This window comes from Ornithinimicrobium faecis (assembly GCF_023923225.1).
Taxonomy (GTDB): domain Bacteria; phylum Actinomycetota; class Actinomycetes; order Actinomycetales; family Dermatophilaceae; genus Ornithinicoccus; species Ornithinicoccus faecis.
The window spans coordinates 1,009,956-1,034,048 of sequence record NZ_CP099489.1; the positions used below are offsets into that span (position 1 = coordinate 1,009,956).

Below are 24,093 nucleotides of genomic sequence, written 5' to 3' on the forward strand. Positions count from 1 at the left end.
CGAGGCCGAGCACCGGCGACCACGGACCGGGCCACTGGTTGCGGGTGTCCAGCCAGTCGGTGGCCCGCCCGGTGAAGTGCTCGAGATAGTCACGGGCCAGCCAGTCGGCGGCAGCGGCGTCGTCCGGGTCGTCGGTGTCCTCGGGGTCGAGTATGCCGACGCTCGCCTCGGGTGCACCGGCGGCGGCCACGGCCCGCCAGACCCGGCGGCGCCCGGTGCCCTCACCGGAATCCTCGATGAGCCCCACCTCGGCCAACTGCCGCAGGTGATAGCTGGTCGCCCCGGTGTTGGTCTCCAGGGCGGCGGCGAGCTCGGTCGCGGTCGCGGAGCCGTGCACCCGCAGCTGGGCCAACAACCGACTGCGGAGGGGATGGGCCAGCACCCGCAGGGCGGTGCGGCCGGAGGAGGAGGGGAGTGTCGGCATACGACCAGTATGCACAATCTCTGTGCACAGACAGTGTGCATGACCGGTCGAACGTGCTGCGAAGTGTGCGTTGACCTGCGCCGATGGCAGATTTGAACCGCCCCCGCGTGGTCCCGTAAACTGGATGACTGTTGCCGATCCACTGATCCGTGGGTCCGGCTCAAGCCATTCCCACGAACACGAGGGTTTACACGTGCGCACCTACACACCGAAAGCCAGCGAGATCACCCGCGCCTGGCATGTTATCGACGCCACGGACGTCGTGCTGGGCCGCCTCGCGTCCCAGACCGCGATCCTGCTCCGCGGCAAGCACAAGGCCACCTACGCGGCCCACGTTGACACCGGTGACTTCGTCATCATCATCAACGCCGAGAAGGTCGCGCTGACCGGCGCCAAGCTGGAGAAGAAGCTGGCCTACCGTCACTCGGGCTTCCCGGGTGGTCTGAGCTCGAAGAACTACGCCCAGCTGCTCGAGCAGCACCCGACCCGCGCGGTCGAGAAGGCGATCCAGGGCATGATCCCGAAGAACTCCCTGGGCCGCCAGCAGCTCTCCAAGCTCAAGGTCTACGCCGGCGACAGCCACCCGCACGCCGCGCAGCAGCCCGTCCCGTTCGAAATCTCGCAGGTTGCGCAGTAAGGAAACCGTGACAGACATGACTGTGAACACCGAGAACACCGAGGTCGAGGCCGACGAGGTCGAGCTGACCGAATACACCTCTGAGTCTGAGGGCCCGGTCGGCGAGGCCGCCGCGGCACCCCGCCCGACCGCCTCCGCTCCCGGCGCCGCGACCGGCCGTCGCAAGCAGGCCATCGCCCGCGTCCGCATCGTGCCGGGCACCGGCGAGTGGAAGATCAACGGCAAGACCCTGGACGAGTACTTCCCGAACAAGGTCCACCAGCAGATCGTCAACGAGCCGCTGACCGTCCTGGAGCTCGACGGCGCCTATGACGTGCTGGTGCGCGTCCACGGCGGTGGCCCCTCCGGCCAGGCCGGTGCCGTCCGCCTGGGCGTGGCCCGCTCGCTCAACGGCGTGGACGAGGAGCTGAACCGCCCGGCGCTGAAGAAGGCCGGTCTGCTCAGCCGCGACGCCCGCGTGCCCGAGCGCAAGAAGGCTGGTCTCAAGAAGGCTCGCAAGGCTCCGCAATACAGCAAGCGCTGATCCGGCACGCTCCGCCAGGAGCGAGCCCTCGCCCCCAGGGGCGAACACACCGAGGGTCCCGACCTGCACTCGCCGGTCGGGGCCCTCGGTCGTGTCCAAGCCCTCGGCTGTGTCCTAGGCTGTTGGGTCGGTGCCCCCGGCACCCCGAGTGACGACATGAAGGAGCAGGACATGGCGCGACTTTTCGGCACCGATGGGGTGCGCGGACTGGCCAACGAGGATGTCACCGCCGAGCTGGCGCTGAAGCTGTCCGTGGCCGTCGCGCACGAACTGGGCTCCAGCGGCACGAGTTATGGCGGCCGCCGAGCTGCCGCCGTGGTCGGTCGTGACCCCCGCGCCTCCGGCGAGTTCCTGAGCTCTGCGGTCATGGCCGGGTTCGCCTCGGCCGGGGTCGACGTGCTCAACGCGGGAGTGCTGCCGACGCCTGCCATCGCCTATCTCACCGCGCGCATGGACGCCGAGATGGGTGCCGTCCTGTCCGCCTCGCACAACGCCATGCCCGACAACGGCATCAAGTTCTTCGCTGAGGGCGGTCACAAGCTCGCCGACGACATCGAGGACGCCATCGCCGGCCGTCTCGACGCGGAGTGGGAGCGGCCCACCGGAGCCCAGGTCGGACGGATCCGACCGTTCCCGCAGGGCGCCGACTTCTATATGGAGCACCTGCTGGAGTCCGTGCCCGGCCGTCTGGACGGTCTGCACGTGGTGATCGACGCGGCCCACGGCGCCGCGAGCCACGTCGGCCCCGAGGTGTTCCGCCGGGCCGGAGCCACCGTCGACGTGATCGGTGGTGACCCCAACGGCCTCAACATCAACGATGGTTATGGCTCGACCCACCTGGAGCGTCTGCAGCAGGCCGTCACGGACCGTGGCGCTGACATCGGCTTCGCCTTCGACGGTGACGCGGACCGTTGCCTGGCGGTCGACGCCGACGGCAACATCGTCGATGGCGACCAGATCATGGCTGTCCTCGCGGTCGACATGCGCGAGCGCGGCACGCTGACCAACGACACGCTCGTGGCCACCGTCATGAGCAACCTCGGGCTGCTCCAGGCGATGGAGCGCGAGGGCATCAAGGTCGTGCAGACCGGGGTGGGCGACCGTTATGTCCTGGAGGAGATGCGAGCGCAGAGTTACACCCTCGGGGGAGAGCAGTCCGGTCACGTGATCATGCTCGCCCACGGCACGACCGGCGACGGGGTCCTCACCGCGCTGGCGATTGCTCGCCGCGTCCGGGCCGCCGAGAAGCCGCTCTCGGAGTTGGCCAGCATCATGACTCGTCTCCCGCAGACCCTGATCAACGTCAAGGGCGTCGACAAGGACCGCGTGGGCGACGACGAGGGAGTCCAGGCCGCCGTTGCCGCAGCCTCGGCCGAGCTGGACGGCACCGGCCGGGTGCTGTTGCGCAAGTCCGGCACCGAGCCGCTCGTGCGGGTCATGGTCGAGGCCGACACGGCCGAGCGAGCCAAGGAGTATGCCGAGCGGCTGGCTGCTGTCGTCAAGGAGCGCCTCTCCCTCGTCTCCTGACCGAGCGCGTCGGGTGGCGAGATTCCTCCTGACCGAGCGCGTCGGGTGGCGAGATTTCACCTGACCGAGCGCGTCGGGTGGCGAGATTTCACCCGACCGAGCGCGCCGTGTTGCTCTCCACCACCCAACCGAGCGCGCCGCTGGCGAGATCACGCCGGGCCCGGCCCACGGCATACAGGCGCTGACCACCCGGCCCACGCGCTCGGTGGGGGAGAGGATCAGGCGCCCACGCGCTCTGTCGAGGGGTGAGGGATGGGAGGCGCTCAGACGAGGTGGTTGAGCAGGCCGGTGTCCACGTCGTAGAGGAAGCCGCCGACCTGGGCGCGCTCGCCGATCAGAGGGTGGCTGGTCACCCGGTGGACGTCCTCCATCAAGGCAGCGTGCTGGTCGGCGACGACGTGGAAGTGTTGCCACCAGGCGTCCTGGCCGGAGACCGCGGTGATCTTCTCCCGCAACTCATTCTCGGACATCTGCGACATGGCGCACCGGGTGTGCGGGACGATCATGATCCGGTTGACGTTGAGCAGGTGCACGCCAAGGACCAGGGCTTCCAGGGCGGCGTCGGTGACGCGGCCGCCGGGATTGCGGAAGATCTTCGCGTCTCCATGCGTCAGCCCGACCATCGCGAGGGGCTCGATGCGGGAGTCCATGCAGGTCACGATGGCCACGCCCTGCTGGGCGATGCCGTCGAACCCACCCAGGCTGAAGGCCTCGCTATAGGTCCGGTTGTGCCCCAGCAGGTCCGCAAACCCTCCGGCGTCCGGATGCCTGCCGCCCGCGGGCGTCGCGGAACCAGACGTCACCTGCTGGGCGCCGCGCAGCGTGCGCTGCCACTGGAAGCCGCTCACGGCTTCACGCCCTGCAGGCCGGGACGCAGCGGGATCGACATCGCGAGCGGCTTGCTGACCGCGGCGAAAAAGTCGTTGCCCTTGTCGTCCACAACGATGAAGGCCGGGAAGTCCTCGACCTCGATCTTCCAGATTGCCTCCATGCCCAACTCCTCGTATTCGATGACCTCGACGGATTTGATGCAGTCCTGGGCCAGGCGCGCCGCCGGGCCACCGATCGAGCCGAGATAGAACCCGCCGTGCGCCTGGCACGAGTCGGTGACCTGCTGGCTGCGGTTGCCCTTGGCCAGCATCACCTTCGAGCCGCCGGCCGCCTGGAACTGCTCGACATAGCTGTCCATCCGCCCGGCGGTCGTGGGACCGAAACTGCCGGACGCCATCCCCTCCGGGGTCTTGGCCGGCCCGGCGTAGTAGACGGGGTGGTTGCGCAGGTAGTCCGGCATCTCCTCCCCTGCGTCCAGGCGCTCCTTGATCTTGGCGTGGGCCAGGTCGCGGGCCACCACCAGCGAACCGCTGAGCGAGACGCGGGTCTTGACCGGGTGCTTGCTCAGCTCGGCGAGGATCTCCTCCATGGGCCGGTTCAGGTTGATCGGGATGGAGGACTGCTTGCCGGTGCCGGACACCCCGTCGGTCTCGGAGTCCAGCTGCTCGTCGACGTCCTCCGGCAGGAACCTCGCGGGATCGGTCTCCAACTGCTCGATGAAGATCCCCTCGGGCGTGATCTTGGCGACCGCCTGGCGGTCGGCCGAGCAGGACACCGAGATCGCGACGGGCAGGCTCGCACCGTGGCGGGGGAGGCGGATCACGCGCACGTCATGGCAGAAGTATTTGCCGCCGAACTGGGCGCCGATCCCGAAGTTGCGGGTCAACTCGTGGATCTGCTCCTCCAACTCAGGATCCCGTATGCCGTGCGCGGCCATCGTCCCCTCCGTCGGCATCCCGTCCAGGTAGCGTGCCGAGGCGTACTTGGCGGTCTTCATCGCGAACTCCGCGGACGTGCCGCCCAGCACGACGGCCAGGTGGTAGGGCGGACAGGCCGCCGTGCCGAGGGAGCGCAGCTTCTCGTCGAGGAACTCCATCAGGCGCTCTGGGTTCAGCAGGGCCTTGGTCTCCTGATAGAGGAAGGACTTGTTGGCCGAGCCCCCACCCTTAGCCATGAACAAGAACTTGTAGGAGAGCTCGTGTCCGGGTGTGGTGTCGGCATACAGCTCGACCTGAGCCGGCAGGTTGGACCCGGTGTTCTTCTCTTCCCAGGTGGTGATGGGGGCCATCATGGAGTAGCGCAGGTTAAGGGTGGTGTAGGCGTCATAGATCCCGCGTGAGATCGCCTCCTCGTCGGCGACCGGCCCCTCCGGACCGGGCGCCGTGAGCACCTGTTGGCCGCGCTTGCCCATCACGATCGCAGTGCCGGTGTCCTGGCACATGGGCAGGACACCGCCGGCGGCGATGTTGGCGTTCTTGAGCAGGTCGAGCGCCACGAACTTGTCGTTGTTGCTGGCCTCGGGGTCCTCAAGGATGTTCCGGAGCTGCTGCAGGTGGCCGGGGCGCAGGTAGTGCGCGATGTCATGCATCGCCGTCTCGGTGAGCAGGCGCAGCGCCTCAGGGTCGACCTCGAGGAAGCTGCGGCCACCGGGACCCTCCACAACACGCACACCCTCACGGGTGAGCAGGCGGTAGGTCGTCTCGTCCGGGCCGGTTGGCAGGAGGTCGGAATAGCGGAACTCGGGCATGAGCGAAGCCTAAACCTTGCCCGAAACGCGCCCGCAGGGTGGCGAAGCCTGCACCGAGGGTGTTCTATGGGGAGCGCATGGATGCACGCCGGTTGAGTGGCGGGCGATTTTTGTGGTTCCCCGACACGAAATCGTCTCCCGCACAACTGGAGAGATCTGACAAAGGAGCCAGAGTGAGCAGAGCCAGACAACGCTCCAGGGCGACTGCGGCGCTGTGCGCCGCAGCAATGTTGACCGGCTTGGCCGCCTGCGGCAGCGACTCGGACAAGCCGCAACTGAATTGGTATATCAACCCAGATGGACAGGACACGCTCGCTGCGATCGCCGAACGATGCAGCACGGACGCCTACGACATCAACATCCAGCTGCTCCCCGCGAGTGCCACTGACCAGCGCACTCAGCTGGCGCGGCGCCTCGCCGCCCAGGACGGGTCGACGGACCTGATGAGCCTGGACCCGGTGTTCGTGGCCGAGTTTGCCAACGCCGGGTGGCTCGAGGAGTTCCCGGACGACGTGGCCAGCCAGGTGGTCGACGACGATGTGCTCCAGGGCGCGGCCGACACCGTCACCTGGGAGGATGGCGTCTTCGCCGCGCCGCAGTGGGCCAACACCCAGGTGGTCTGGTATCGCAAGTCCCTGGCCGAGGCTGCAGGCCTCGACATGGAGCAGCCGGTCACCTGGGACGCCATCATCGACGCCGCAGCAGACAACAACGGCACGGTCGGTGTGCAGGCCAACCGCTACGAGGCCTACACCGTGTGGATCAACGCCATGGTGCTCGGTGCTGGCGGCGACATCGTGTCCAACACCGAGGCGGGGCGTGATGCGCAGGTCGACATCGACTCCGACGCCGGTCGCGCCGCAGCCGAGGTCATTGCCAAGCTCGCCAGCTCGGAGGCCCGACAGCCGGACTTCACCGTGTCCAACGAGGGCACCAGCCTGGGACGCATGTTCCCCGAAGATCCCGAGGCGGCAGGTGGCGCGGGCGAGTTCATGCTCAACTGGACCTTCGTCTACAAGAACTACGAGGACTCCGTCAGCGAGGAAGAGTTCGCCGACCTGGGGTGGGCCCGCTATCCCCAGACCATCGAGGGAGAGGACTCGCGGCCGCCCATCGGTGGCATCGACATCGGCGTCGGGGCCTACTCCCAGAACACCGACCTCGCCATGGAGGCGGCAGTGTGCATGACCGACGTCGAGGCGCAGACCGCCCTGGCCGTCAACGACGGACTGATGCCGGCCAGGGAGTCGGCCTACGACTCGGATGAGTTGCAGGAGGCCTACGACCCCAGCCTGCTGGAGTTGTTCCGGGTCAGCATCGAGGAAGGTGGCCCGCGCCCCAAGAGCGCGTTCTACAGCCAGATCTCGTCGGCTGTTCAGTCGGTCTGGCACTCCCCGGCGGCGGTCGACCCAGCCGTCACCCCGCAGGAATCATCTGAGTTCCTGCGCGATGTCCTCGACGGAAGGAGGTTGCTGTGAGTGTCTCAACCGCCCCGGCGGCGACCAAGCACAGGAAGGAGCCCGTCGTGCTGTCCGATCGGGCCCGTGCAGAGAATCGGTTGGGCATGCGTCTGGTAGCGCCGGCCGTCGTGCTGATGCTGATCGTCACGGCCTTCCCGATGTTGCGGGCGCTCTATCTGTCGTTCACCAACTACAGCATGACCGCACCGGACAGCAGCGAGTTCGTCGGAGCCTCCAACTACGTGACGGCACTGACCGACCCGCTGTTCTGGCAGGTGACCGGCAACACGGTGTTCATCATGATCGTGACCGTTGCTGTCGAGCTGGTGGTCGGCTTCGCGTTCGCCATGGTGATGCACCGGGTGATCTTCGCCCGCGGCATCATCCGCACGTCCATCCTGATCCCCTACGGCATCATCACGGTGGTCTCAGGATTTGCCTGGCAGTTCGCGTTCAGCAACAACAACGGATTCGTCAACGCCTGGCTGCCCTTCCTCGACGACAGCTTCAACTGGTTCGAGCAGTATGGCTCGGCGATCTCGGCGATCATGGTCTCCGAGATCTGGAAGACCACGCCCTTCATGTCGCTGCTGCTGCTGGCCGGTCTGGCCACCATCTCCGAGGACATGCTCGAGGCCGCCAAGGTGGACGGAGCCAGCTGGTGGCAGCGGCTGTTCCGGGTCATCCTGCCCAACATGCGCGGTGCGATCATGGTGGCGATCCTGTTCCGGGCGCTGGACGCTTACCGGATCTTCGACAACATCTTCGTCATGACCGCCGGCGCCCAGGGCACCGAGTCCGTGTCGTTCCTGACCTATCGGCAGGTGATCGAGCAGTTCCAGCTCGGCATCGGGTCCGCGCTCTCAGTCCTGTTGTTCCTCTCAGTGCTGGTCGTGGCCTTCCTCATCGTCAAAATCTTCCGGGTGGACCTCGGCGCAGCAAGGCAGGAGTCCTGATATGTCCCTCAAGAACCGCATCGGCATCGTCATCGGAGCGTTGCTCATCCTGACCTGGTGCCTCCTCCCCGTCGCCTGGATCATCTCGTTGTCGTTCAAGTCGCAGGATGCGATCACCACCGGAAGCCCCGGTTTCCTGCCGGCCGCCGGTGGCGGCGCCGGGTGGCAGAACTACATCGACGTCCTCGCCGACGATCAGTTCCGCCGGGCGATCTTCAACTCGATCGGCATCTCGCTGATCGCCACCCTGCTCTCGGTCGCTCTGGCGACCCTGGCGGCCTACGCGATCGCCCGCCTGGAGTTCAAGGGCAAGAAGTTTGTGCTGACCACGGCGCTGGTGATCGCCATGTTCCCGGTGGTCTCCCTCGTGGGGCCACTGTTCGACATGTGGCGCACGCTGGGGATCTACGACACGTGGCTGGGGCTGATCATCCCCTACATGTCGTTCACCCTGCCGTTGGCGATCTGGACGCTGTCCGCCTTCTTCCGGGAGATCCCGTGGGAGATGGAGCAGGCGGCCCAGGTCGACGGTGCCACCTCGTGGCAGGCCTTCCGCAAGGTGATCGTCCCGCTCGCCGCACCAGGTGTTTTCACGGCGGCGATCCTGACATTCTTCTTTGCGTGGAACGACTTCGTTTTCGGCATCTCGCTGACCTCGACCGAGGCAGCGCGGCCGATCCCTGCGGCGCTGTCCTTCTTTGTCGGGAGCGACCCGTTCAACCGTCCCGCCTCGCTGTTGGCGGCGGGCGCAGTCGTCTCGACCATTCCCATCATCATCATCATCCTGCTGTTCCAGCGCAAGATCGTCGCCGGTCTGACCTCCGGCGCAGTGAAGGGTTGATTTGTCATGACTTCCATTGAAATGAAGAACATCGTCAAGCGCTACGGCGATGGCTTCCCGGCTGTGAATGACGTCAGCATGAGCATCGCCGACGGCGAGTTCATGATCCTGGTCGGCCCGTCGGGCTGCGGCAAGTCCACGCTGCTGCGGATGGTCGTCGGCCTGGAGGACATCACCTCGGGGGACCTGCTGATCGACGGCAAGAAGGTCAACGATCTGGCACCGCGCGATCGCAACCTGTCGATGGTCTTCCAGAACTATGCGCTCTATCCGCACCTGACCGTCTACGAGAACATCGCCTTCCCCCTGCGCCTGACCAAGGGAGCGGTCAGCGAGGACGAGATCAAGCGCCGCGTGGGCGAGGCGGCGGACGTGCTCGAGCTCAACGACCACCTGGACCGCAAGCCGGCCAACCTCTCCGGTGGGCAGCGCCAGCGGGTGGCGATGGGCCGTGCGATCGTGCGGGACGCCGACGCCTTCCTGTTTGACGAGCCGCTGTCCAACCTGGACGCCAAGCTGCGCGGTCAGATGCGCACGGAGATCGCCCGGATGCAGCGACGGCTGGGACAGACCACGATCTATGTCACGCACGACCAGACGGAGGCGATGACCCTGGGCGACCGGGTCACCGTCCTCAAGAAGGGCATCGTGCAGCAGATCGCGTCCCCGCGTGAGCTCTACGAACAGCCGGTCAACCTGTTCGTGGCCGGCTTCATCGGCTCCCCGCCGATGAACTTCCTGCCCGCCCGCGTCGAGGGCAACGTGCTCAAGCTGCCGTTCTGCGAGGTCAGCTTCGGCGAGGAGTTCGCGGCCAAGATCGCCGGCAAGGAGCTGGTGATCGTCGGGCTGCGTCCGGAGTTCGTCAAGGACGCCGCCATCCAGGAGCCGGGGCCCAACGCGATCCACTTCGACGCCGACGTGGACGTCACCGAGTGGTTGGGCAACGAGCTCTACGCCTACATCCCGTTCGAGGCAGACGAGGCCGCCCAGCACAAGCTCGACGAGCTGGACCGTGACCTCGACGGTGAGGGCATGCGCACCCAGATGGTCGTCAACCTCGAGGCCCGGTCGCGGGTCAAGGAGGGGCAGCGCTCGAGCTTCTTCTTCGACCCGATGCTGATGCACGTCTTCGACCCGGAGTCCGGTGAGAACCTCACCCGCAACGACGAGGCGGCCGCTCAGATCGCCGCCGAGAGCGAGGAGGACCGCAAGCGCGCCCTGGAGCGGGCCAAGCGGTTGGAGGCCGAGGCCAGCGCCTGAGGGCCTCCGCGAGCGTGGGTCAGATCGTCAGGTCTGAGCGGGTCGGTGCTGCGGCACCGGCCCGCTCGATCGTCCAGTGGGCGGTGGCCAGGGCACGCTCCACAGCGGGCCGTATGCCGTCCAGCCGGCTCGCGCGCAGCGCCTCCCTGGCGCCGTGGCCACCGAGGAGCCCGGCGTCCAGCAGGCCGGAGAGCAGCCCGGCCATGAAGGAGTCCCCGGCTCCGACGGTGTCCACCACCTGGGCGGGGGCGGCGGGCAGCACGGCCTCCTCGTTGGTGCCCGAGAGCACCACGAGCGCGCCCTGCGGCCCCTGCGTGAGCACCACCACCGACGGACCCAGCTGCCCCCACAGGTGAGCGACCTGCGAGACGGGCGTGTCGGCATACAGCCACTGCAGGTCCTCGTCGCTGACCTTGACCACGTCGGCGAGGCCGACCAGCTCCTCCACCCGCGAGCGCACGTCGTGCGGCGCGCCCATGATGGTGGGTCGCAGGTTGGGGTCATAACTGATCGTGGCCAGTGGCCGGGCTTGTTGCACCAACTCCAGGACCTGGCTGGCCCCAGGCTCGAGGGTCGCCGCGATCGAGCCGGTGTGCACGTGTGCGGGGCCGGTCGTGTCGGCCGACGGGATGGCCCCAGAAATGTCCCAGGCGAGGTCGAAGTCGTAGGTCGCCACGCCCGCCGGGTCGACGTGGGCGGTGGCCGTCGGGGTGCGGTGCGCTGTGTCGCTGCCGGTCACCAGGTGAACGCCGGCCGCAGCCAGGTGCTCGGTGATCCGCTGCCCGCGCGCCTCGCGCCCAATGTGGGTCAGCAGGTCCGCGGCGTGGCCGAGCTGGGCCAGGCCGATCGCGACGTTGGCGGGGGAGCCGCCCACGTGCTCCTGCCGCTGCTGCCCCTCGACCACGATGTCGATCAGGGCCTCGCCGACCACCAGGGTCCGGTGGGGCTGCCTCGTCATGACCGTCAGCTGTCCGTGCTGCGCCCGAGCAGGTTGGCGACCTTGTTGAGCCGGTGGTGGGCCTCGATCTCGCGGATCGTGCCGGATTTGGATCGCATGACCAGCGAATAGGTGATGGCCGAGCCGGAGCCAGCGAAGCGCACGCCACGGAGCAGCTCGCCGTTGGTGATGCCCGTCGCCACGAAGAAGCAGTTGTCGCCGGTGACCAGGTCGTCCGTCGCCAGGACCGCGTCGAGGTCGTGCCCGGCGTCGATGGCGCCCTGGCGCTCCTCATCGTCCTTGGGCCACAACTTGCCCTGGATGACGCCGCCCAGAGCCTTGACGGCGGCGGCGGTGATGATGCCCTCTGGGGTGCCGCCGATGCCGAGGAGCAGGTCGATGCCGGACTCCTCTCGGGCGGCGGCGATGCCACCGGCCACGTCACCGTCGGTGATGAGCTTCAGGCGGGCGCCGGCCTCTCGGACCTGCTGGGCCAGGCCGTCGTGGCGGGGGCGGTCCAGCATGACGACCGTGACGTCCTCGACGCCGCGCTTCTTGGCCTTGGCCACGCGCCGGACGTTTTCCTTGACCGGCAGGCGGATGTCGACGACGTCGGCGGCCTCGGGGCCGACCACCAGCTTGTCCATATAGAACACGGCGCTGGGGTCATACATGGTCCCGGCCTCGGACACGGCCATCACGGCGATGGCGTTGTCCATGCCCTTGGCGGTCAGCGTCGTGCCGTCGATCGGGTCGACCGCCACGTCCACCTTGGGGCCGGTGCCGTCGCCGACCTTCTCGCCGTTGAAGAGCATCGGCGCCTCGTCCTTCTCGCCCTCGCCGATGACGACGATGCCGTCCATGGCGACGTTGGAGATGACCTTGCGCATGGCGGCCACGGCGGCCCCGTCGGCACGGTTCTTGTCGCCCATGCCCACCCAACGTGCGGCAGCCAGGGCAGCCGCCTCCGTCACCCGCACCAGCTCCAGGGCAAGGTTGCGGTCAGGCAGAACCGACTCGTGTGACGTGCTGCGGGCGTCCTCGGTGGGCATGCTCGGCTCCTCGCTGGTGTGGGCGTCGTTGCTTCCCAGACACTACCGTCCAGCAAGGAGTGCGACGATAGGGACGTGACCAGCACGACCAACACCGAGCCGAACTCGCCCGGAGAGCGCCCGCGCCATCACCTGGACGGCGTGTCCGGCCCGCCCGGGCCCGACCCTGAGGCCTCGGCTGCTGCTGGGGCCACGGCCGGTGCTGAGGCCTCGGCTGCTGACGGCGCGCCACCGGCAGAGAACAAGAGCCTGAAGCGCCTGCAGAACTATTCGATGCGCAACATGATCTATTCGCTCGTGGCGGTCTTTGCCCTGGTCTTCGTGGTGTGGGCGCTGATGCCCAACTCCGAGGAGCAGCAGCGGCGGCCGGTCGAGGTGGGCATGGTGGCCTCCTATGCCGCGCAGGAATCTGCTGGACCGGTGTGGTCCACGCAGGCGCTGGGGGAGGACTGGAGCGCAAACTTCGCGAACTTCGAGCTGTTCGACGACGTGCTGAGCTGGCGGGTCGGCCTGGTCACGCCGTCGACCGAGTATGTCGAGATCTCCCAGGCCGACGAGGCCACTGACAGCTGGGTCGGGGAACTCACCGACAAGGCTGGAGACGAGGTCGGCACCCGCACCATCACCGGCCCCGACGGCCCGCAGGAGTGGACCGCCTATGAGGGCGAGGAGCGGGCGGTGGTGCTCGGTCCGGGTGAGGGCCGCGAGAACACGACGGTGGTGCGCGGCACCGCCCAGTGGGACGAGATCGAGGAGTTCATCGGGCTGCTGGAGCCGGTCGAGGCCGACTGACGCACCGCGCCCGCCTCTCGCCGGCGGACGGCCCGCACCTCTCGCCGGCCCGATGTCGGCTCCTGCCCGTGCATTCAGACCGGCAACGTGAGCACCCACACGAACCGTCAGGCAGCTGACCTGCATGTTTGTGATCTGGCCGTTGACGTCACCTGTTTGAATGCACAGGTGGGGCGGCCTCGAGGAGCGGTGAGTGGGCGGCGCTGCTGGCCGTGCTGGTGGGCGCTGCTGGCGAGGCTGCTGAGCGGGGCGCTGGTGGGGCAGCGCGTCAGAGGTCGAGGGGGAGTCGCTGGGTCTCCGGCCACGGGTCGGTGGCCAGGCGGGAGTAGGTGTGCACGTCCACGCGGACACCGTCGACCAGGAACTTTTCCCGCTCGACACCCTCCATGAGGAAACCAGCAGCGCGGGCGACGCCACCAGAGGCGGGGTTGTTGGCCCGGTGCCCGAGCTCGAGGCGGTGCAGCAGCATGATGGTGAGGGCGTGATCGGCCAGGGTGACGGCCGCACGGGACATCCAGCCCTTGCCGCGGTGCTCCCGATGCATCCAATACCAAAACCAGCCGGTCTCGTTCTCCTGGTCGATGGAGCTGACCACGACCGCACCGACCATCTGGCCGTTCAAGTCGATGGCCAGGGCCAGGCGCTCGCCGCGCCCGCCCATGAAGCTGACCCAGTTGCGGGCCTCCTCGAGCGTGCGGATCGTGCCTTGCCGCCGCATCGCGTCGTCGTCGAAGGCGTCGAGCACTGCGGGGGCGTCACGCTCCTCGATGATGCGCAACCGCGGCATGTCCTCGACGAGTTGCAGGTGTGGCCGCCCGTCAGGCATCGGCGTCGTCGCTCTCCGCCTCATCGTCACTCGCGGTCTCGTCGGCGGCCGCAGCGCTCCCAGCAGTCTCGGCCGGGTCGGCGGCACCGGCCGCACCGCGGTCCAACTGGTCCTGCGCCTGGTCGAGCTTGGCCTGGCAGTGGGCGGCCAGGGCCTCACCGCGCTCCCACAACTCCATCGACTCCTCAAGCGAGGCGCTGCCGCCCTCGATCCGCGACACGATCGCAACGAGTTCGTCGCGGGCCTGCTCATAACTGAGGTCGGCGATGCCGTCAGTGCTTGCCGGGGCCTGAGTGTTTGCGGTGTCCCGAGGGCTCGCGGTGCTCTCCGTGCTCATAGACCGACTCTAACCGGGCAGCAGGTCGGACCTGCCAAACATCTGGGCGGTGGCCCGTGCCGTGGGCTCACCCGCGTCAGGATCGGCGCCGTGCTCGAGCAGGGCTGCGACGACGTCGGGCTCACCCTTGAAGATGGCGCCGGCCAGGGGTGACTGGCCGCGGTCGTTGAGCCGGTTGACGTCGGCTCCGCGCCGGCCGAGGTCGGCCACCAGACCGGCGTGACCGTGATAGGCAGCCAGCATGAGCAGGGTGTTGCCCTTGGGGTCCGTCAGGTCGACCGGCGCTCCGGCGTCCAGATAGGCCCCCAACTGGTCAGCGGCGCCCTGGCGGGCCAGGTCGAACAGCTGATGGGCTAGGTCGACCGCGTCCTGGTCGGGGTGGTCACGCTCCGTCATCGGGTGGTCCTCTCCGAGGGGGTCTCGTCCTCCAGCGTAGGCGCGGCCACGGTGCGCACTCCGAAGTCGCCACGGGCGACGGTGACGCGCAAGAGCTCGTCTGCCTCGACCTCGGCGATGTCGCGGACGATGGCGCCGTCGCTGTGCCGCACCACGGCATACCCCCGTTCCAGAGTGTGTTGCGGTGACACGGCACGCAGGTGCCGCGCCAGCCCCGCCACGCGGTCGCTCTCCCGGGACACCAGCGTGGTCACCCGGTGACGTCCCCGCTCAGCGCTGGTGTCGATGTCGCGGCGATAGGCGGTGATGATCGCCTGCCGGTCGGCCATGACCGGCCGGCTCATGGTGGCCTCCAGGGCCCGCCGCTGCTCGGTGATCCGGCGCTGGAGGGCTGCCCGGGCGCGTCCGTGGGTGGCGCTCAGGCCGCGCAGCTCCTCCTGCTGGTCCGGCACGATCCGGGTCGCGGCATGCGTGGGGGTCGAGGCGCGATAGTCCGCGACGTAGTCCAGCAGCGGGGTGTCAGTCTCGTGCCCGATCGCACTGACCACGGGCGTGCGAGCGCCCGCCACAGCCCGCACCAGCGCCTCGTTGCTGAACGGCAGCAGGTCCTCGAACGACCCGCCCCCGCGCGCGATCACGATGACCTGGACCTGCGGCAGGCCGTCCAGCTCGGCCAGCGCCTCACTCACCCCGGCCACCGTTGTCGGGCCCTGCACGGAGACGTTGCGGATCTCGAAACGGACCGCAGGCCAGCGCCTCCGGGCATTCATCACCACGTCGCGCTCGGCGGCCGTGTTGCGCCCACAGATCAGCCCGATCGTGGCGGGCAGGAACGGCAGCGGCGTCTTGCGTCCCGGCTCGAACAGGCCCTCGGAGCGCATCACCGACTTGAGGTGCTCGAGACGGGCGAGCAACTCACCGACCCCGACGTGGCGGATCTGGCGGGCCTCCAGTTGCAGGGCGCCGCGCTTGGTCCAGAAGGTGGGCTTGGCGTGCACCACCACCCGTGCACCCGCGTCCGGAGGGGCGGGGAGGGCGTTCAGCGCGGGGACAGGGATGGACACCGACAGGGACATGTCGACGTCCGTGTCGCGCAGGGTCAGATAGGCCCACGACATGCCGGCCCGGCGGTTGAGCTGCACGATCTGCCCCTCGACCCACAGTGGTGACATCTTGTCGACATAGTCGGAGATCTTCATCGACAGGGTGCGCACTGGCCAGGGGGTCTCAGCCGTCGTGTCCCGGGCCGTGGCAGGCAGGGAGCGCTTGGCGGGTGGCTCGGTCACGGTGCCACGATAGGCGCCGCCGGGGTCAGTCGTGGGGAGCGCCACCAACCACGCGCGAAGGTCGCCCGGCACGTCTGGGCGGCCGACGGTCAACTCGTGGCACCACTCACCACGCAGGACACCCCTGGTCGGCCGACGGTCAACTCGCGGGGAAGGTAGGTGTTGTTGTGGTGCGCAGATCTTCCCCACGAGCAACGGTTGCGGTCAGAGGGCGCTCAGTTCCCGGGTCAGGTCGTCCAGGCCCAGGGCGCCGAGCGACAGCGCCGCCATGTGCCACTCCTTGAGGTCGAACTCCTCGCCACGCTCCTCGTGAGCACGCTGAGCGGCCTCGCGACCTGCCAGCCAGGCACGCTCGCCGAGTTTGTAACTGATGGCCTGCCCCGGCCAGCCGAGGTAACGGATGATCTCGGAGTCGATGAAGTCCTGCGATCGACCGGAGTGGGTCGCGAAGAACTCGTTGGCCAGCTCCGGCGTCCAGGTCTCGCCCGGGGCGAGCGGGGAGTCTGCCGGGATCGGCAGCTGCAGGTGCATGCCGATGTCGATGACCACCCGGATGGCACGCATGATCTGGCAGTCGAGATAGCCCATGCGGGCCTCGGTGTCCAGATAACCGAGCTCCTCCATGAGGCGCTCGGCGTAGAGGGCCCAGCCCTCGGTGGCGCCGCTGGAGGAGCCGAGGCTGGTCTGATAGATCGACAGCTGCGGGGCGACGTGCACCCACTGGGCGAGTTGCAGGTGGTGGCCGGGGACGCCCTCGTGATACCAGGTGCTGACCAGGTCATACATCGGGAACTCAGTGCGGCCCATCGTGGGCAGCCAGGTCCGGCCCGGGCGGGAGAAGTCGATCGACGGGCGGCTGTAGTAGGGCGCAGCCGCGCTGCCGGCCGGAGCGATCATGGCCTCGACCCGCTTGATCGGCTCGGCGATGTCGAAGTGGGTGCCGTCCAGGTCCTCGATCGCCTGGTCCATCATCTGCTGCAGCTTCTCGCGCACCTCCTCGACGCCGTGGATGATCTCGCCGTGCTCGTCCAGGTGCCGCATCGCCTCCACAGGGCTCGAGCCGGGCAGGATCTGCTCGGCGACCTCCTGCATCTCGGCGTTGATCCGCTGATACTCAGCCCAGCCCCAGGCATAGGCTTCCTGCAGGTCCAGGTCAGCGCCCATCCAGCGCCGTGCGTTCAGGCGGTAGCGCTCGGCGCCGACCGCGTCCGGGGTCCCGGCAGACGCCGGGAGGTAGACATCACGCAGATAGTCGCGCAGCTCGACGGTGCCCGCGGTCGCCGTGTCGGCGGCCGCCACCAGCTCGCCCTGCAGTGCCTCCGGGGCCCCGGAGATGAAACTGTGCCACCACTGGGTGTCCACCCACTCGGTCAACTGGTCGACGTTGGTGCCCACCTGCAGCGGTGCGGCGAACAGCCCGCGGGCGATGCCCTCGTCAAGGGTCTTCGTCCAGGACCGGTAGGCCTGGGGCACGCGCGCCATGCGCTTGGCGATGACCGCCCAGTCCTCCTCGGTCGCCGACGGCATCATCGAGAAGATCTGCCGGATCGCCTGCGGCGGACCGAAGATGTTGCGGATCTCGCGCAGGTGCTCGCCGGCCTCGAAGGCCTCGACCTGCACCCCGAGCCGGTCGCGCAGCAAGGTGGCGCAGCGACGCTCCAGGTCATCCCACCCGTCGGCCCCCGCAGCCTCCTCCAGACCGTCCAGCTCAGCGAGGACTGACGCCGCCAGGTCGACCTTGGCCTGGTGCCCGGCGGGGGAGAGGTCGGGGAGCCGGTCGTCCTGCGGGTTGAGCCCCAGACCGGTGGCGACCGAGGGGTCCAGGGCCGCCAGGTCGTGCACGAAGCGGTCGGCGAGCTGGCGGGGAGTGGTGAGTGTCGGCATACCACCCATCTTTGCGCGGCGACCCCGGGGCCCCGCAACCGGGTGGGGTCGACGGGCACCCGGCCGAAGCGGTCGTTCGGGGGACGTCACCTACCATGGAGGGGTGACTGCTCACCCCACTGACCAGGTGTCCAAGCGCGTGCTGCTGGCCGCGCCGCGCGGCTACTGCGCCGGTGTCGATCGGGCCGTCGTGACCGTCGAGAAGGCCCTCGACCTCTACGGCCCGCCGATCTACGTCCGCAAGCAGATCGTGCACAACAAGCACGTCGTGCGCACGCTGGAGAAGCGCGGTGCCATCTTCGTGGACGAGACCGACCAGGTGCCGGAGGGCGCCACGGTGATCTTCTCCGCCCACGGCGTCGCCCCCGTCGTCCACCAGGAGGCTGCCGCACTGCAGCTGAAGACGATCGATGCGACCTGCCCGCTGGTGACCAAGGTGCACCGGGAGGCAGTGCGATTCGCCAAGGACGACTACGACATCCTGCTGATCGGGCACGAGGGGCACGAGGAGGTCGAGGGCACCGCGGGGGAGGCTCCTGACCACATCGTGCTGGTGCAGAGTCCCGACGAGGTCGACGACGTCGAGGTGCGCGACCCGGACAAGGTGGTCTGGCTCTCCCAGACCACGCTGTCGGTCGACGAGACCATGGAGACCGTCCGCCGGTTGCGCGAGAAGTTCCCCAAGCTGCAGGACCCGCCGAGCGACGACATCTGCTATGCGACCCAGAACCGTCAGGTGGCGGTCAAGCAGATGGCGCCCGACTGCGACCTGATGATCGTGGTGGGCTCGCAGAACTCCTCGAACTCGGTCCGCCTCGTCGAGGTCGCGATCGAGCACGGCTCCCGCGACGGGCACCTGGTGGACTATGCCGACGAGATCGACGAGGCCTGGCTGGAGGGCGTGCAGACCGTCGGCGTCACCAGCGGCGCCAGCGTGCCCGAGGTGCTGGTCCGCGACGTGTTGCAGTGGCTAGCTGACCGAGGCTTTGAGGACGTCAAGGCGATCACCGCAGCCGAGGAGTCGGTGCTGTTCGCGCTGCCCCACGAGATCCGCCGCGACCTCAAGGCCCGCGACGGTGTCGAGGCCGCCAAGATCCGCCACGACGCCGGCTCCCTCCACTAATTTGATAGAGGTTTCGTACACCCACCCCGCATTTTAGTAGAGGTTTCGTACACCCGGCCCGCAACTTCGTAGCGGTCTCGCACACACAGCGAAGGGCGCCCACGGCAGCAGCCGTGGGCGCCCTCGTCCGTCAGGTTGGATCAGACCGTCGGCGTGTCCGAGGAGGACTCTGCCTTCGCCTGCATCTTGTCCAGCGACCTGGCCGCAGCGTCGCGACCACCCAGGCCATAGGCGAGGGCGGCAGCCAGGGCACCGCCGACGACGACGGCACCGAAGGCCAACTGGATGATGGAGTCAGCGATGCCCATGTATTGCAGACCCATCGCGGCAAACAGCACCAGGATGGCGTAACGGATCACCGTGCTCGCGGTGCCGTCGCCGATCGCGTTGGACACCAGCTTGGCGACCAGGAAGCCGGCGGCAATGATCGCGCCACCGAACAGCACGCGGCCACCCAGCTCGAGGACCTCGTTGAGGATGTTGGTGATCTCCGGGAAATTGAGCGCGCGGGCGGCCATGATGCCGAAGAACAGCATGATGCCGATCCGGACGATCGTGGTGATGATGCTCGAGGCGCTCTTGCCCTCCGGGACGATCCCCATGCTGGCGATGGCCCGGTCGGTGCCCATGCCCTGCAGCGTGCTCTCCAGCAGGTCGCCGATGAACTTGGCGATGACATAGCCGATGGCCAGGATGATGGCGGCGGCGATGATCATCGGGATGGCGGCCAGGATCTGGTCGAGCATCGAGACGGCCGGGTCGGAGATGGCCGAGATGCCCAGGATCTGCAGGGCGGCGATCGAGACGACGATCAGGATGACCGCGAAGACCAGGTTGCCCACGATCGAGGTGACCTTGGCGCCGGTGCTCTCCTGCACTGCTGTCGCGCCGGTGGGCGTGCCCTCCGCAGAAGCAGTTGTGGTCGCGGGCCTGCCCGTGCCGGTGATGGAGTCAGCAGCCTTGCTGGGGGACACGCGTGAGACGAGCGAGTCGATGTCCACGGCGTTCAGTGCGGTCACCACGAGTTGGCGCACGATCTTGGCGATGACGAAGCCGATGAAGAAGACAAATCCCGCACCGATGATGTTCGGGAGATAACTCAGAATGCTGTCCAGCATTCCCTGGATTGGCGTCAGCACCTCGCGGAGGGCAAACACCTGGAGCACGGCCACGAGGCCGAAGAGCCACACCAGGAGCGAGGCGATCTGCCCGATGGATTCACCCACTGATTGGCCATCACTGCCCTGGCGCTGCAGTGCTCCGATCTTGCTCACCAGTTTGCCGATTGCCCACTTCACGACACGGGCCAGAATCCATGTCGCGAGCAGGATGATGAGCGCGATGACGATCTTCTGCACCATCCCGCCCCAGTCGTAGTCGCTCCAGAAGTCGTCCATGGTTGTCTCTCCTTGGGCCGTCTGCATCGCGGAAAGCGGCTGCCTTCCGCGCCCCCGACCGTAACGGAGATCAGCCTGACTTGCAGGTTGAGGTCACAGAACAGTAACGACTGCGTGCCGCCTCATCGCGAATGTGTTCACCCGTCGGGCGCGCGATTCTGACGCGGGCGCGTGATATCGGATCGGTATCGATCTGTCCAACCCGTGCGAGCCGGTTTGACCTGCCTGTCGGACCTTTCTAGGTTCGCAAGGACGCTCTCCACGGAAGAAGGAAATCCTGATGAAGACCCCATCCACGAATGGCCGACGCGCAAATGCCCTTGTCGCGCTGACTGCAGCCTCTCTAGCTCTGACGGCCTGTGGCAGCAGCGAGGAGGAATCGTCCGACGGCAGCGAGGGGAAATTGCTCACCGACGGCACCCTCGTGGTTGCTATGAGTGGTGAGTTCCAACCGTTCAGCCACTTTGAGGGTGACCAGCTCACCGGCTTCGACTATGACATCGGCGCCGCTATCGCCGAGGAGATGGGTCTGGAGCTCAAGACCGAGACAGGCGCATTCGACAGCCTGATCCAGGGGGTCAAGAGCGAGCGTTACGACGTGCTCATCGCCTCGATGACTCCGACGGAGGAGCGGGACAAGCAGGTCGACTTCACCGACCCCTACTACCTGTCCGGCGCCACGGTTTTCGTGCCCACCGACAATGACTGTCAGGACCCAACCCAGATGGACAGCCCCAACATCGGGGTGGCGTCCGGAACGACCTACGAGACGTTCCTCAGCGAGCAGGACTGGGTCGGGGAGATCCGCACCTTCTCCTCCGACATCACCGCACTGGAGGACACCGAGGTCGGCCGTCTCGACGGCGGCATGACCGATCGGCTCGTGGGGCTCTATCAGATCGACCAGGCCGACCGTGACCTGCGACCCTGCGGCGACCCGCTGTACACCGAGGAGCCGGCCTTCGCGGTGCGCGAGGGAAACACCGATCTTCGCGACGAGCTCAACGAGGCCTTGGCCACGATCATCGAGGACGGCACGTATGCCGAGGTCTCTGAGAAGTGGTTCGGGCAGAACATCCTCGAGTCCGACGCCGGCGCGCCAGCAGACGACGCCGAGCAGACTAGCGGTGACTGAGCCAGGGCGATGAATTTCTTCGACAACTTCGTCGAGTATGCGCCGCTCTTCCTTGAGGCCAGCCTACTCACGCTGCGCCTGACGGCGGTCGCGCTCGTCATCGCCATGGTGCTCGGGGCGGTGATCGCTTGGATGGCGATGAGTCGGGTCTGGCCTCTGCGGTGGCTTGCCACGGCCTATATCGGGGTGATCCGCGGCACGCCATTGATCGCCCAGATCTTCCTGCTGTACTTCGGTATTGCACAGGTCATCCGTCTCGACATGTTTTGGGCGGGCGCGATAGCCCTGGCCCTGCACAACTCGGCCTACATAGCCGAGATCTTCCGGTCCGGATTCCAGGCTGTGCCCAGGGGGCTGGTTGAGGCATCCCGCTCACTGGGGATGAGCAAGCGCAAGACGCTGCGACGGGTGCAGGCTCCGCTCGCTCTGCGGACCACGCTGCCCGTGCTGGGCAATCAATACATCATCGCGGTCAAGGACTCCTCGCTGGTCGCCTTCATCGGGATGGGTGAGCTGTTCAAGACGTCCCAGAACCTGGCGGCACGCAACTATGAACCGTTGCAGATGTATCTCATGGTGTCCATCTACTACCTGGTCATCGTCCTGATCCTCACCTTCGTGGTGAATCGGATCGAGCGCTCGCTCAGCAAGCACCGCCGGCCGGTGGACAGCACCGCCACCGGCAGTGATGGGAACAGTGAAGGCGGACTGCGACTGCGCCTGCGGGTGCGCAACCAGACATCGGAGGGCAAGGGATGACCAACTCCCCGCAGGGCCAGCCCCTGGTCAGCATGCGTGGCATCGTCAAGAGATTCGGCGACAACGTCGTCCTCGATGGGGTGGACTTGGATGTCTTTCCCGGCGAGGTGGTCGTCCTCATCGGACCCTCCGGTGCTGGCAAGAGCACCCTGCTGCGCTGCATCAACGGACTGGAGCGGATCAGCGGAGGCACGATCGAGGTCGATGGTCACCAGCTCAGCTATCAGGAGTCGGCGATCAACAAGATCCGGTCCAGGATCGGCATGGTCTTCCAGTCCTTCAACCTGTTCCCACACATGACCGTCGCGCAGAACATCACCATGGCGCAGCGCGACGTCCTGGGCCGTTCGGCCCAAGACGCCCGCAGCCGGGCCGTGGAGCTGCTCGACAGGGTCGGCCTGGCTGAGAAGGCCGATGCCTATCCGGACTCGCTGTCCGGCGGCCAGCAGCAGCGTGTCGCCATCGCCCGTGCCCTGGCGATGGACCCGGCCGTCATGCTCTTTGACGAGCCGACCTCGGCGCTGGACCCGGAGCTCGTCGGTGAGGTCTTGCACGTGATGCGCGAGCTCGCCGACGAGGGCATGACGATGATCGTGGTGACACACGAGATGCGCTTCGCCCGCCGGGCCGCCGATCGGGTCGTGCTCATGGCGGACAAGCAGATCGTCGAGGAGGGGCCACCCGAGCAGGTGCTTGACCACCCCACCAGCGAGCGTGGTCAGGCCTTCTTGCGCCAGCTCTCTGAGGAGTAGGTCAGGTCCTCGTCAGTTGCTGCCGAGGTCGTCAGCGCCGGGTCGATCTCGTCCCGTGTGTTGGCCACCTCGGCCAGTTCGTCGGCGAGCAGCTCAGGGGCGGTCAGGGGACGTGGCGTTGCCGCCAGCGGCTCCAAGGCGGGGTGGGCGGACTCGGTCACCCCGACCTCGGCCAGGCTCCGGCTGGTCACCATGACCCGCGACTCCAAGGTGCCGATCATGGCGTTGTAGGTCTCGACCGAGCGGCGCAGCGATGAGCCCATCGCGGTGACGTGCTTGCCCAGGGTGCCGATCCGCTGGTGCAGTTCGGTGCCCAGACGGACCAGCTCGCGGGCGTTGTCGGCCAGCGTGTCCTGCTGCCAGGCGAAAGCCAGGGCGCGCAACAGTGCCAGCAGTGTCGCGGGGGAGGCCAGGACGACCTTGCGTGACTGCGCATGGTCATAGAGGTCCGGCGCGGCCTGCAGGGCAGCAGCGAGCACCGCATCGCTGGGCACGAAGCAGATCACCATCTCAGGCGTGGTGCTGAACGCACTCCAGTAGGCCTTGCCGGCGAGGGCGTCGACGTGTCCGCGCATCGACCGTGCGTGCTGGCGGAGCAGGCCGGTGCGCTCCTCGGCGGAGATGCCGTCGGCCTGGGCACGCAGGAACGCGCTGAGCGGTGCCTTGCTGTCCAGCACCAGCACCTTCTCGTCCGGCAGCCGCACCACGACGTCCGGACGCACCGTCACATCGTGCTGACTGACCGCGCTCACCTGCTCGTCGAAGTCACAGCGCGCGAGCATGCCGGAGTGCTCCAGGATGCGTCGCAGTTGGGACTCGCCCCAGGCGCCCCGCACGCCGGAGGAGTTCAGTGCTCCCGACAGGCCAGCTGTCTGCTCGCGGAGTTGCGCGGTCTGTCGGGCGACCTCGCCGAGGCGCTCGCCGACGGAGCCGAACTGCTCCTGCCGATCACGCTCCAGCTCGCGCACCTGGCTCTCGACCCGGCCGAGCGCTAGCCGGAGGGGGGCCAGCTCGGCAGCGGTCTGCCGATCCTCGTCCTCCAGGGTCTCGCGCGCCGCCAGCCGCTCACCGAGCAGGTCGCGCTCGGCCCGGACGCGAGCCAGCACGGCAGAGCCGGCGGCCCGCGCCACGAGCCAGCCGGTGAGCAGACCGAGCGCAGCCGCGGCCAGGGCGATGAGCACCATCGAGATCTCCATGGTGGACACCGTGAC

The 24,093-nt window shown here is 67.6% G+C and carries 23 protein-coding genes and 1 pseudogene; 12 read left to right on the top strand and 12 right to left on the bottom strand.

Going from position 1 to position 24,093, the window contains the following annotated elements; translation table 11 throughout:
• Window positions 1-244 precede the first annotated feature (244 nt).
• Window positions 245-424: pseudogene (locus NF556_RS04685) on the bottom strand (helix-turn-helix domain-containing protein); the annotation flags it as partial.
• A 193-nt stretch (window positions 425-617) separates the two neighbouring features.
• Between NF556_RS04685 and rplM the strand changes: the two are divergent.
• The 3 genes from rplM to glmM all read left to right on the top strand — a co-directional run bounded on the left by rplM (window position 618) and on the right by glmM (window position 3,111).
• On the top strand, window positions 618-1,061 hold the full coding sequence (gene rplM, locus NF556_RS04690; RefSeq protein WP_252594335.1) for a 50S ribosomal protein L13: 444 nt from the start codon (window positions 618-620) through the stop codon (window positions 1,059-1,061).
• Window positions 1,062-1,077: 16 nt separating this feature from the next.
• Window positions 1,078-1,584, top strand: coding sequence for a 30S ribosomal protein S9 (gene rpsI / locus NF556_RS04695; RefSeq protein ID WP_252594336.1), 507 nt, complete (start codon window positions 1,078-1,080; stop codon window positions 1,582-1,584).
• A gap of 171 nt (window positions 1,585-1,755) precedes the next feature.
• Window positions 1,756-3,111 carry a phosphoglucosamine mutase gene (gene glmM / locus NF556_RS04700; RefSeq protein ID WP_252594337.1) on the top strand — a complete coding sequence of 452 codons (1,356 nt, stop codon included), beginning with the start codon at window positions 1,756-1,758 and terminating at the stop codon, window positions 3,109-3,111.
• A 263-nt stretch (window positions 3,112-3,374) separates the two neighbouring features.
• Here the strand turns inward: glmM and NF556_RS04705 are convergent, their stop codons facing one another.
• Together NF556_RS04705 and NF556_RS04710 are read right to left on the bottom strand one after the other, a co-directional pair.
• Window positions 3,375-3,914 (bottom strand): beta-class carbonic anhydrase, encoded by a 540-nt coding sequence (locus tag NF556_RS04705; protein WP_252595712.1) that lies wholly within the window; start codon window positions 3,912-3,914, stop codon window positions 3,375-3,377.
• A gap of 41 nt (window positions 3,915-3,955) precedes the next feature.
• Complete coding sequence (locus tag NF556_RS04710) at window positions 3,956-5,689, bottom strand: fumarate hydratase (protein WP_252594338.1); 1,734 nt, start codon at window positions 5,687-5,689, stop codon at window positions 3,956-3,958.
• Between the two features lie 173 nt (window positions 5,690-5,862).
• On the opposite strand from NF556_RS04710, the gene NF556_RS04715 reads away from it, so the two are divergent.
• Genes NF556_RS04715 through NF556_RS04730 form a run of 4 tightly spaced genes read left to right on the top strand, consistent with a single transcriptional unit; the run spans window position 5,863 to window position 10,206 of the window.
• Window positions 5,863-7,167 carry an extracellular solute-binding protein gene (locus NF556_RS04715; RefSeq protein WP_252594339.1) on the top strand — a complete coding sequence of 435 codons (1,305 nt, stop codon included), beginning with the start codon at window positions 5,863-5,865 and terminating at the stop codon, window positions 7,165-7,167.
• A complete protein-coding gene (locus NF556_RS04720; RefSeq protein WP_252594340.1) occupies window positions 7,164-8,105 on the top strand; it encodes a carbohydrate ABC transporter permease in 942 nt (313 codons plus the stop codon). Before NF556_RS04715 ends, NF556_RS04720 begins: the two co-directional genes overlap by 4 nt.
• Before the next feature lies 1 nt (window position 8,106).
• Complete coding sequence (locus NF556_RS04725; RefSeq protein WP_252594341.1) at window positions 8,107-8,946, top strand: carbohydrate ABC transporter permease; 840 nt, start codon at window positions 8,107-8,109, stop codon at window positions 8,944-8,946.
• Between the two features lie 6 nt (window positions 8,947-8,952).
• Window positions 8,953-10,206, top strand: coding sequence for an ABC transporter ATP-binding protein (locus NF556_RS04730; RefSeq protein WP_252594342.1), 1,254 nt, complete (start codon window positions 8,953-8,955; stop codon window positions 10,204-10,206).
• A 19-nt stretch (window positions 10,207-10,225) separates the two neighbouring features.
• Here the strand turns inward: NF556_RS04730 and NF556_RS04735 are convergent, their stop codons facing one another.
• Both NF556_RS04735 and glpX read right to left on the bottom strand, forming a co-directional pair.
• The gene (locus tag NF556_RS04735) at window positions 10,226-11,164 is read right to left on the bottom strand and encodes a carbohydrate kinase family protein (RefSeq protein ID WP_252594343.1); all 939 of its coding nucleotides are present in this window, start codon (window positions 11,162-11,164) and stop codon (window positions 10,226-10,228) included.
• Between the two features lie 5 nt (window positions 11,165-11,169).
• A complete protein-coding gene (gene glpX / locus NF556_RS04740) occupies window positions 11,170-12,195 on the bottom strand; it encodes a class II fructose-bisphosphatase (RefSeq protein WP_252594344.1) in 1,026 nt (341 codons plus the stop codon).
• Window positions 12,196-12,270: 75 nt separating this feature from the next.
• On the opposite strand from glpX, the gene NF556_RS04745 reads away from it, so the two are divergent.
• Window positions 12,271-12,987 (top strand): DUF4245 family protein, encoded by a 717-nt coding sequence (locus NF556_RS04745; RefSeq protein ID WP_252594345.1) that lies wholly within the window; start codon window positions 12,271-12,273, stop codon window positions 12,985-12,987.
• Between the two features lie 268 nt (window positions 12,988-13,255).
• Here NF556_RS04745 and NF556_RS04750 read toward each other — a convergent pair whose 3' ends face one another.
• From NF556_RS04750 to NF556_RS04770, 5 genes are all read right to left on the bottom strand, one after another.
• A complete protein-coding gene (locus NF556_RS04750) occupies window positions 13,256-13,813 on the bottom strand; it encodes a GNAT family N-acetyltransferase (RefSeq protein WP_252594346.1) in 558 nt (185 codons plus the stop codon).
• On the bottom strand, window positions 13,806-14,150 hold the full coding sequence (locus NF556_RS04755) for an exodeoxyribonuclease VII small subunit (RefSeq protein WP_252594347.1): 345 nt from the start codon (window positions 14,148-14,150) through the stop codon (window positions 13,806-13,808). The genes NF556_RS04750 and NF556_RS04755 overlap by 8 nt, the downstream gene beginning before the upstream one ends.
• A gap of 9 nt (window positions 14,151-14,159) precedes the next feature.
• Window positions 14,160-14,546, bottom strand: a complete 387-nt coding sequence (locus tag NF556_RS04760; RefSeq protein ID WP_252594348.1) for an ankyrin repeat domain-containing protein — start codon at window positions 14,544-14,546, stop codon at window positions 14,160-14,162.
• Window positions 14,543-15,832 (bottom strand): exodeoxyribonuclease VII large subunit, encoded by a 1,290-nt coding sequence (xseA, locus tag NF556_RS04765; protein ID WP_252594349.1) that lies wholly within the window; start codon window positions 15,830-15,832, stop codon window positions 14,543-14,545. The genes NF556_RS04760 and xseA overlap by 4 nt, the downstream gene beginning before the upstream one ends.
• Window positions 15,833-16,036: 204 nt before the next feature.
• The gene (locus NF556_RS04770; RefSeq protein WP_252594350.1) at window positions 16,037-17,716 is read right to left on the bottom strand and encodes a DUF885 domain-containing protein; all 1,680 of its coding nucleotides are present in this window, start codon (window positions 17,714-17,716) and stop codon (window positions 16,037-16,039) included.
• Between the two features lie 103 nt (window positions 17,717-17,819).
• Here NF556_RS04770 and NF556_RS04775 point away from each other — a divergent pair, with 103 nt between their 5' ends.
• On the top strand, window positions 17,820-18,839 hold the full coding sequence (locus NF556_RS04775; RefSeq protein ID WP_252594351.1) for a 4-hydroxy-3-methylbut-2-enyl diphosphate reductase: 1,020 nt from the start codon (window positions 17,820-17,822) through the stop codon (window positions 18,837-18,839).
• A 140-nt stretch (window positions 18,840-18,979) separates the two neighbouring features.
• Here NF556_RS04775 and NF556_RS04780 read toward each other — a convergent pair whose 3' ends face one another.
• Window positions 18,980-20,236 (bottom strand): mechanosensitive ion channel, encoded by a 1,257-nt coding sequence (locus NF556_RS04780; RefSeq protein WP_252594352.1) that lies wholly within the window; start codon window positions 20,234-20,236, stop codon window positions 18,980-18,982.
• Window positions 20,237-20,516: 280 nt separating this feature from the next.
• Between NF556_RS04780 and NF556_RS04785 the strand changes: the two genes are divergently transcribed.
• From NF556_RS04785 to NF556_RS04795, 3 genes are read left to right on the top strand one after another with little or no spacing between them, the layout of a single operon-like run.
• Window positions 20,517-21,371: a transporter substrate-binding domain-containing protein gene (locus NF556_RS04785; protein ID WP_252594353.1), complete on the top strand. Its 855-nt coding sequence runs from the start codon at window positions 20,517-20,519 to the stop codon at window positions 21,369-21,371.
• 9 nt (window positions 21,372-21,380) lie between these two features.
• Complete coding sequence (locus tag NF556_RS04790) at window positions 21,381-22,130, top strand: amino acid ABC transporter permease (RefSeq protein WP_252594354.1); 750 nt, start codon at window positions 21,381-21,383, stop codon at window positions 22,128-22,130.
• Window positions 22,127-22,882 (top strand): amino acid ABC transporter ATP-binding protein, encoded by a 756-nt coding sequence (locus NF556_RS04795; protein ID WP_289781777.1) that lies wholly within the window; start codon window positions 22,127-22,129, stop codon window positions 22,880-22,882. The genes NF556_RS04790 and NF556_RS04795 overlap by 4 nt, the downstream gene beginning before the upstream one ends.
• Here the strand turns inward: NF556_RS04795 and NF556_RS04800 are convergent.
• Window positions 22,849-24,078, bottom strand: a complete 1,230-nt coding sequence (locus tag NF556_RS04800; protein WP_252594355.1) for a DNA recombination protein RmuC — start codon at window positions 24,076-24,078, stop codon at window positions 22,849-22,851. The two genes, NF556_RS04795 and NF556_RS04800, sit on opposite strands and share 34 nt — an antisense overlap.
• Between the last annotated feature and the right edge of the window lie 15 nt (window positions 24,079-24,093).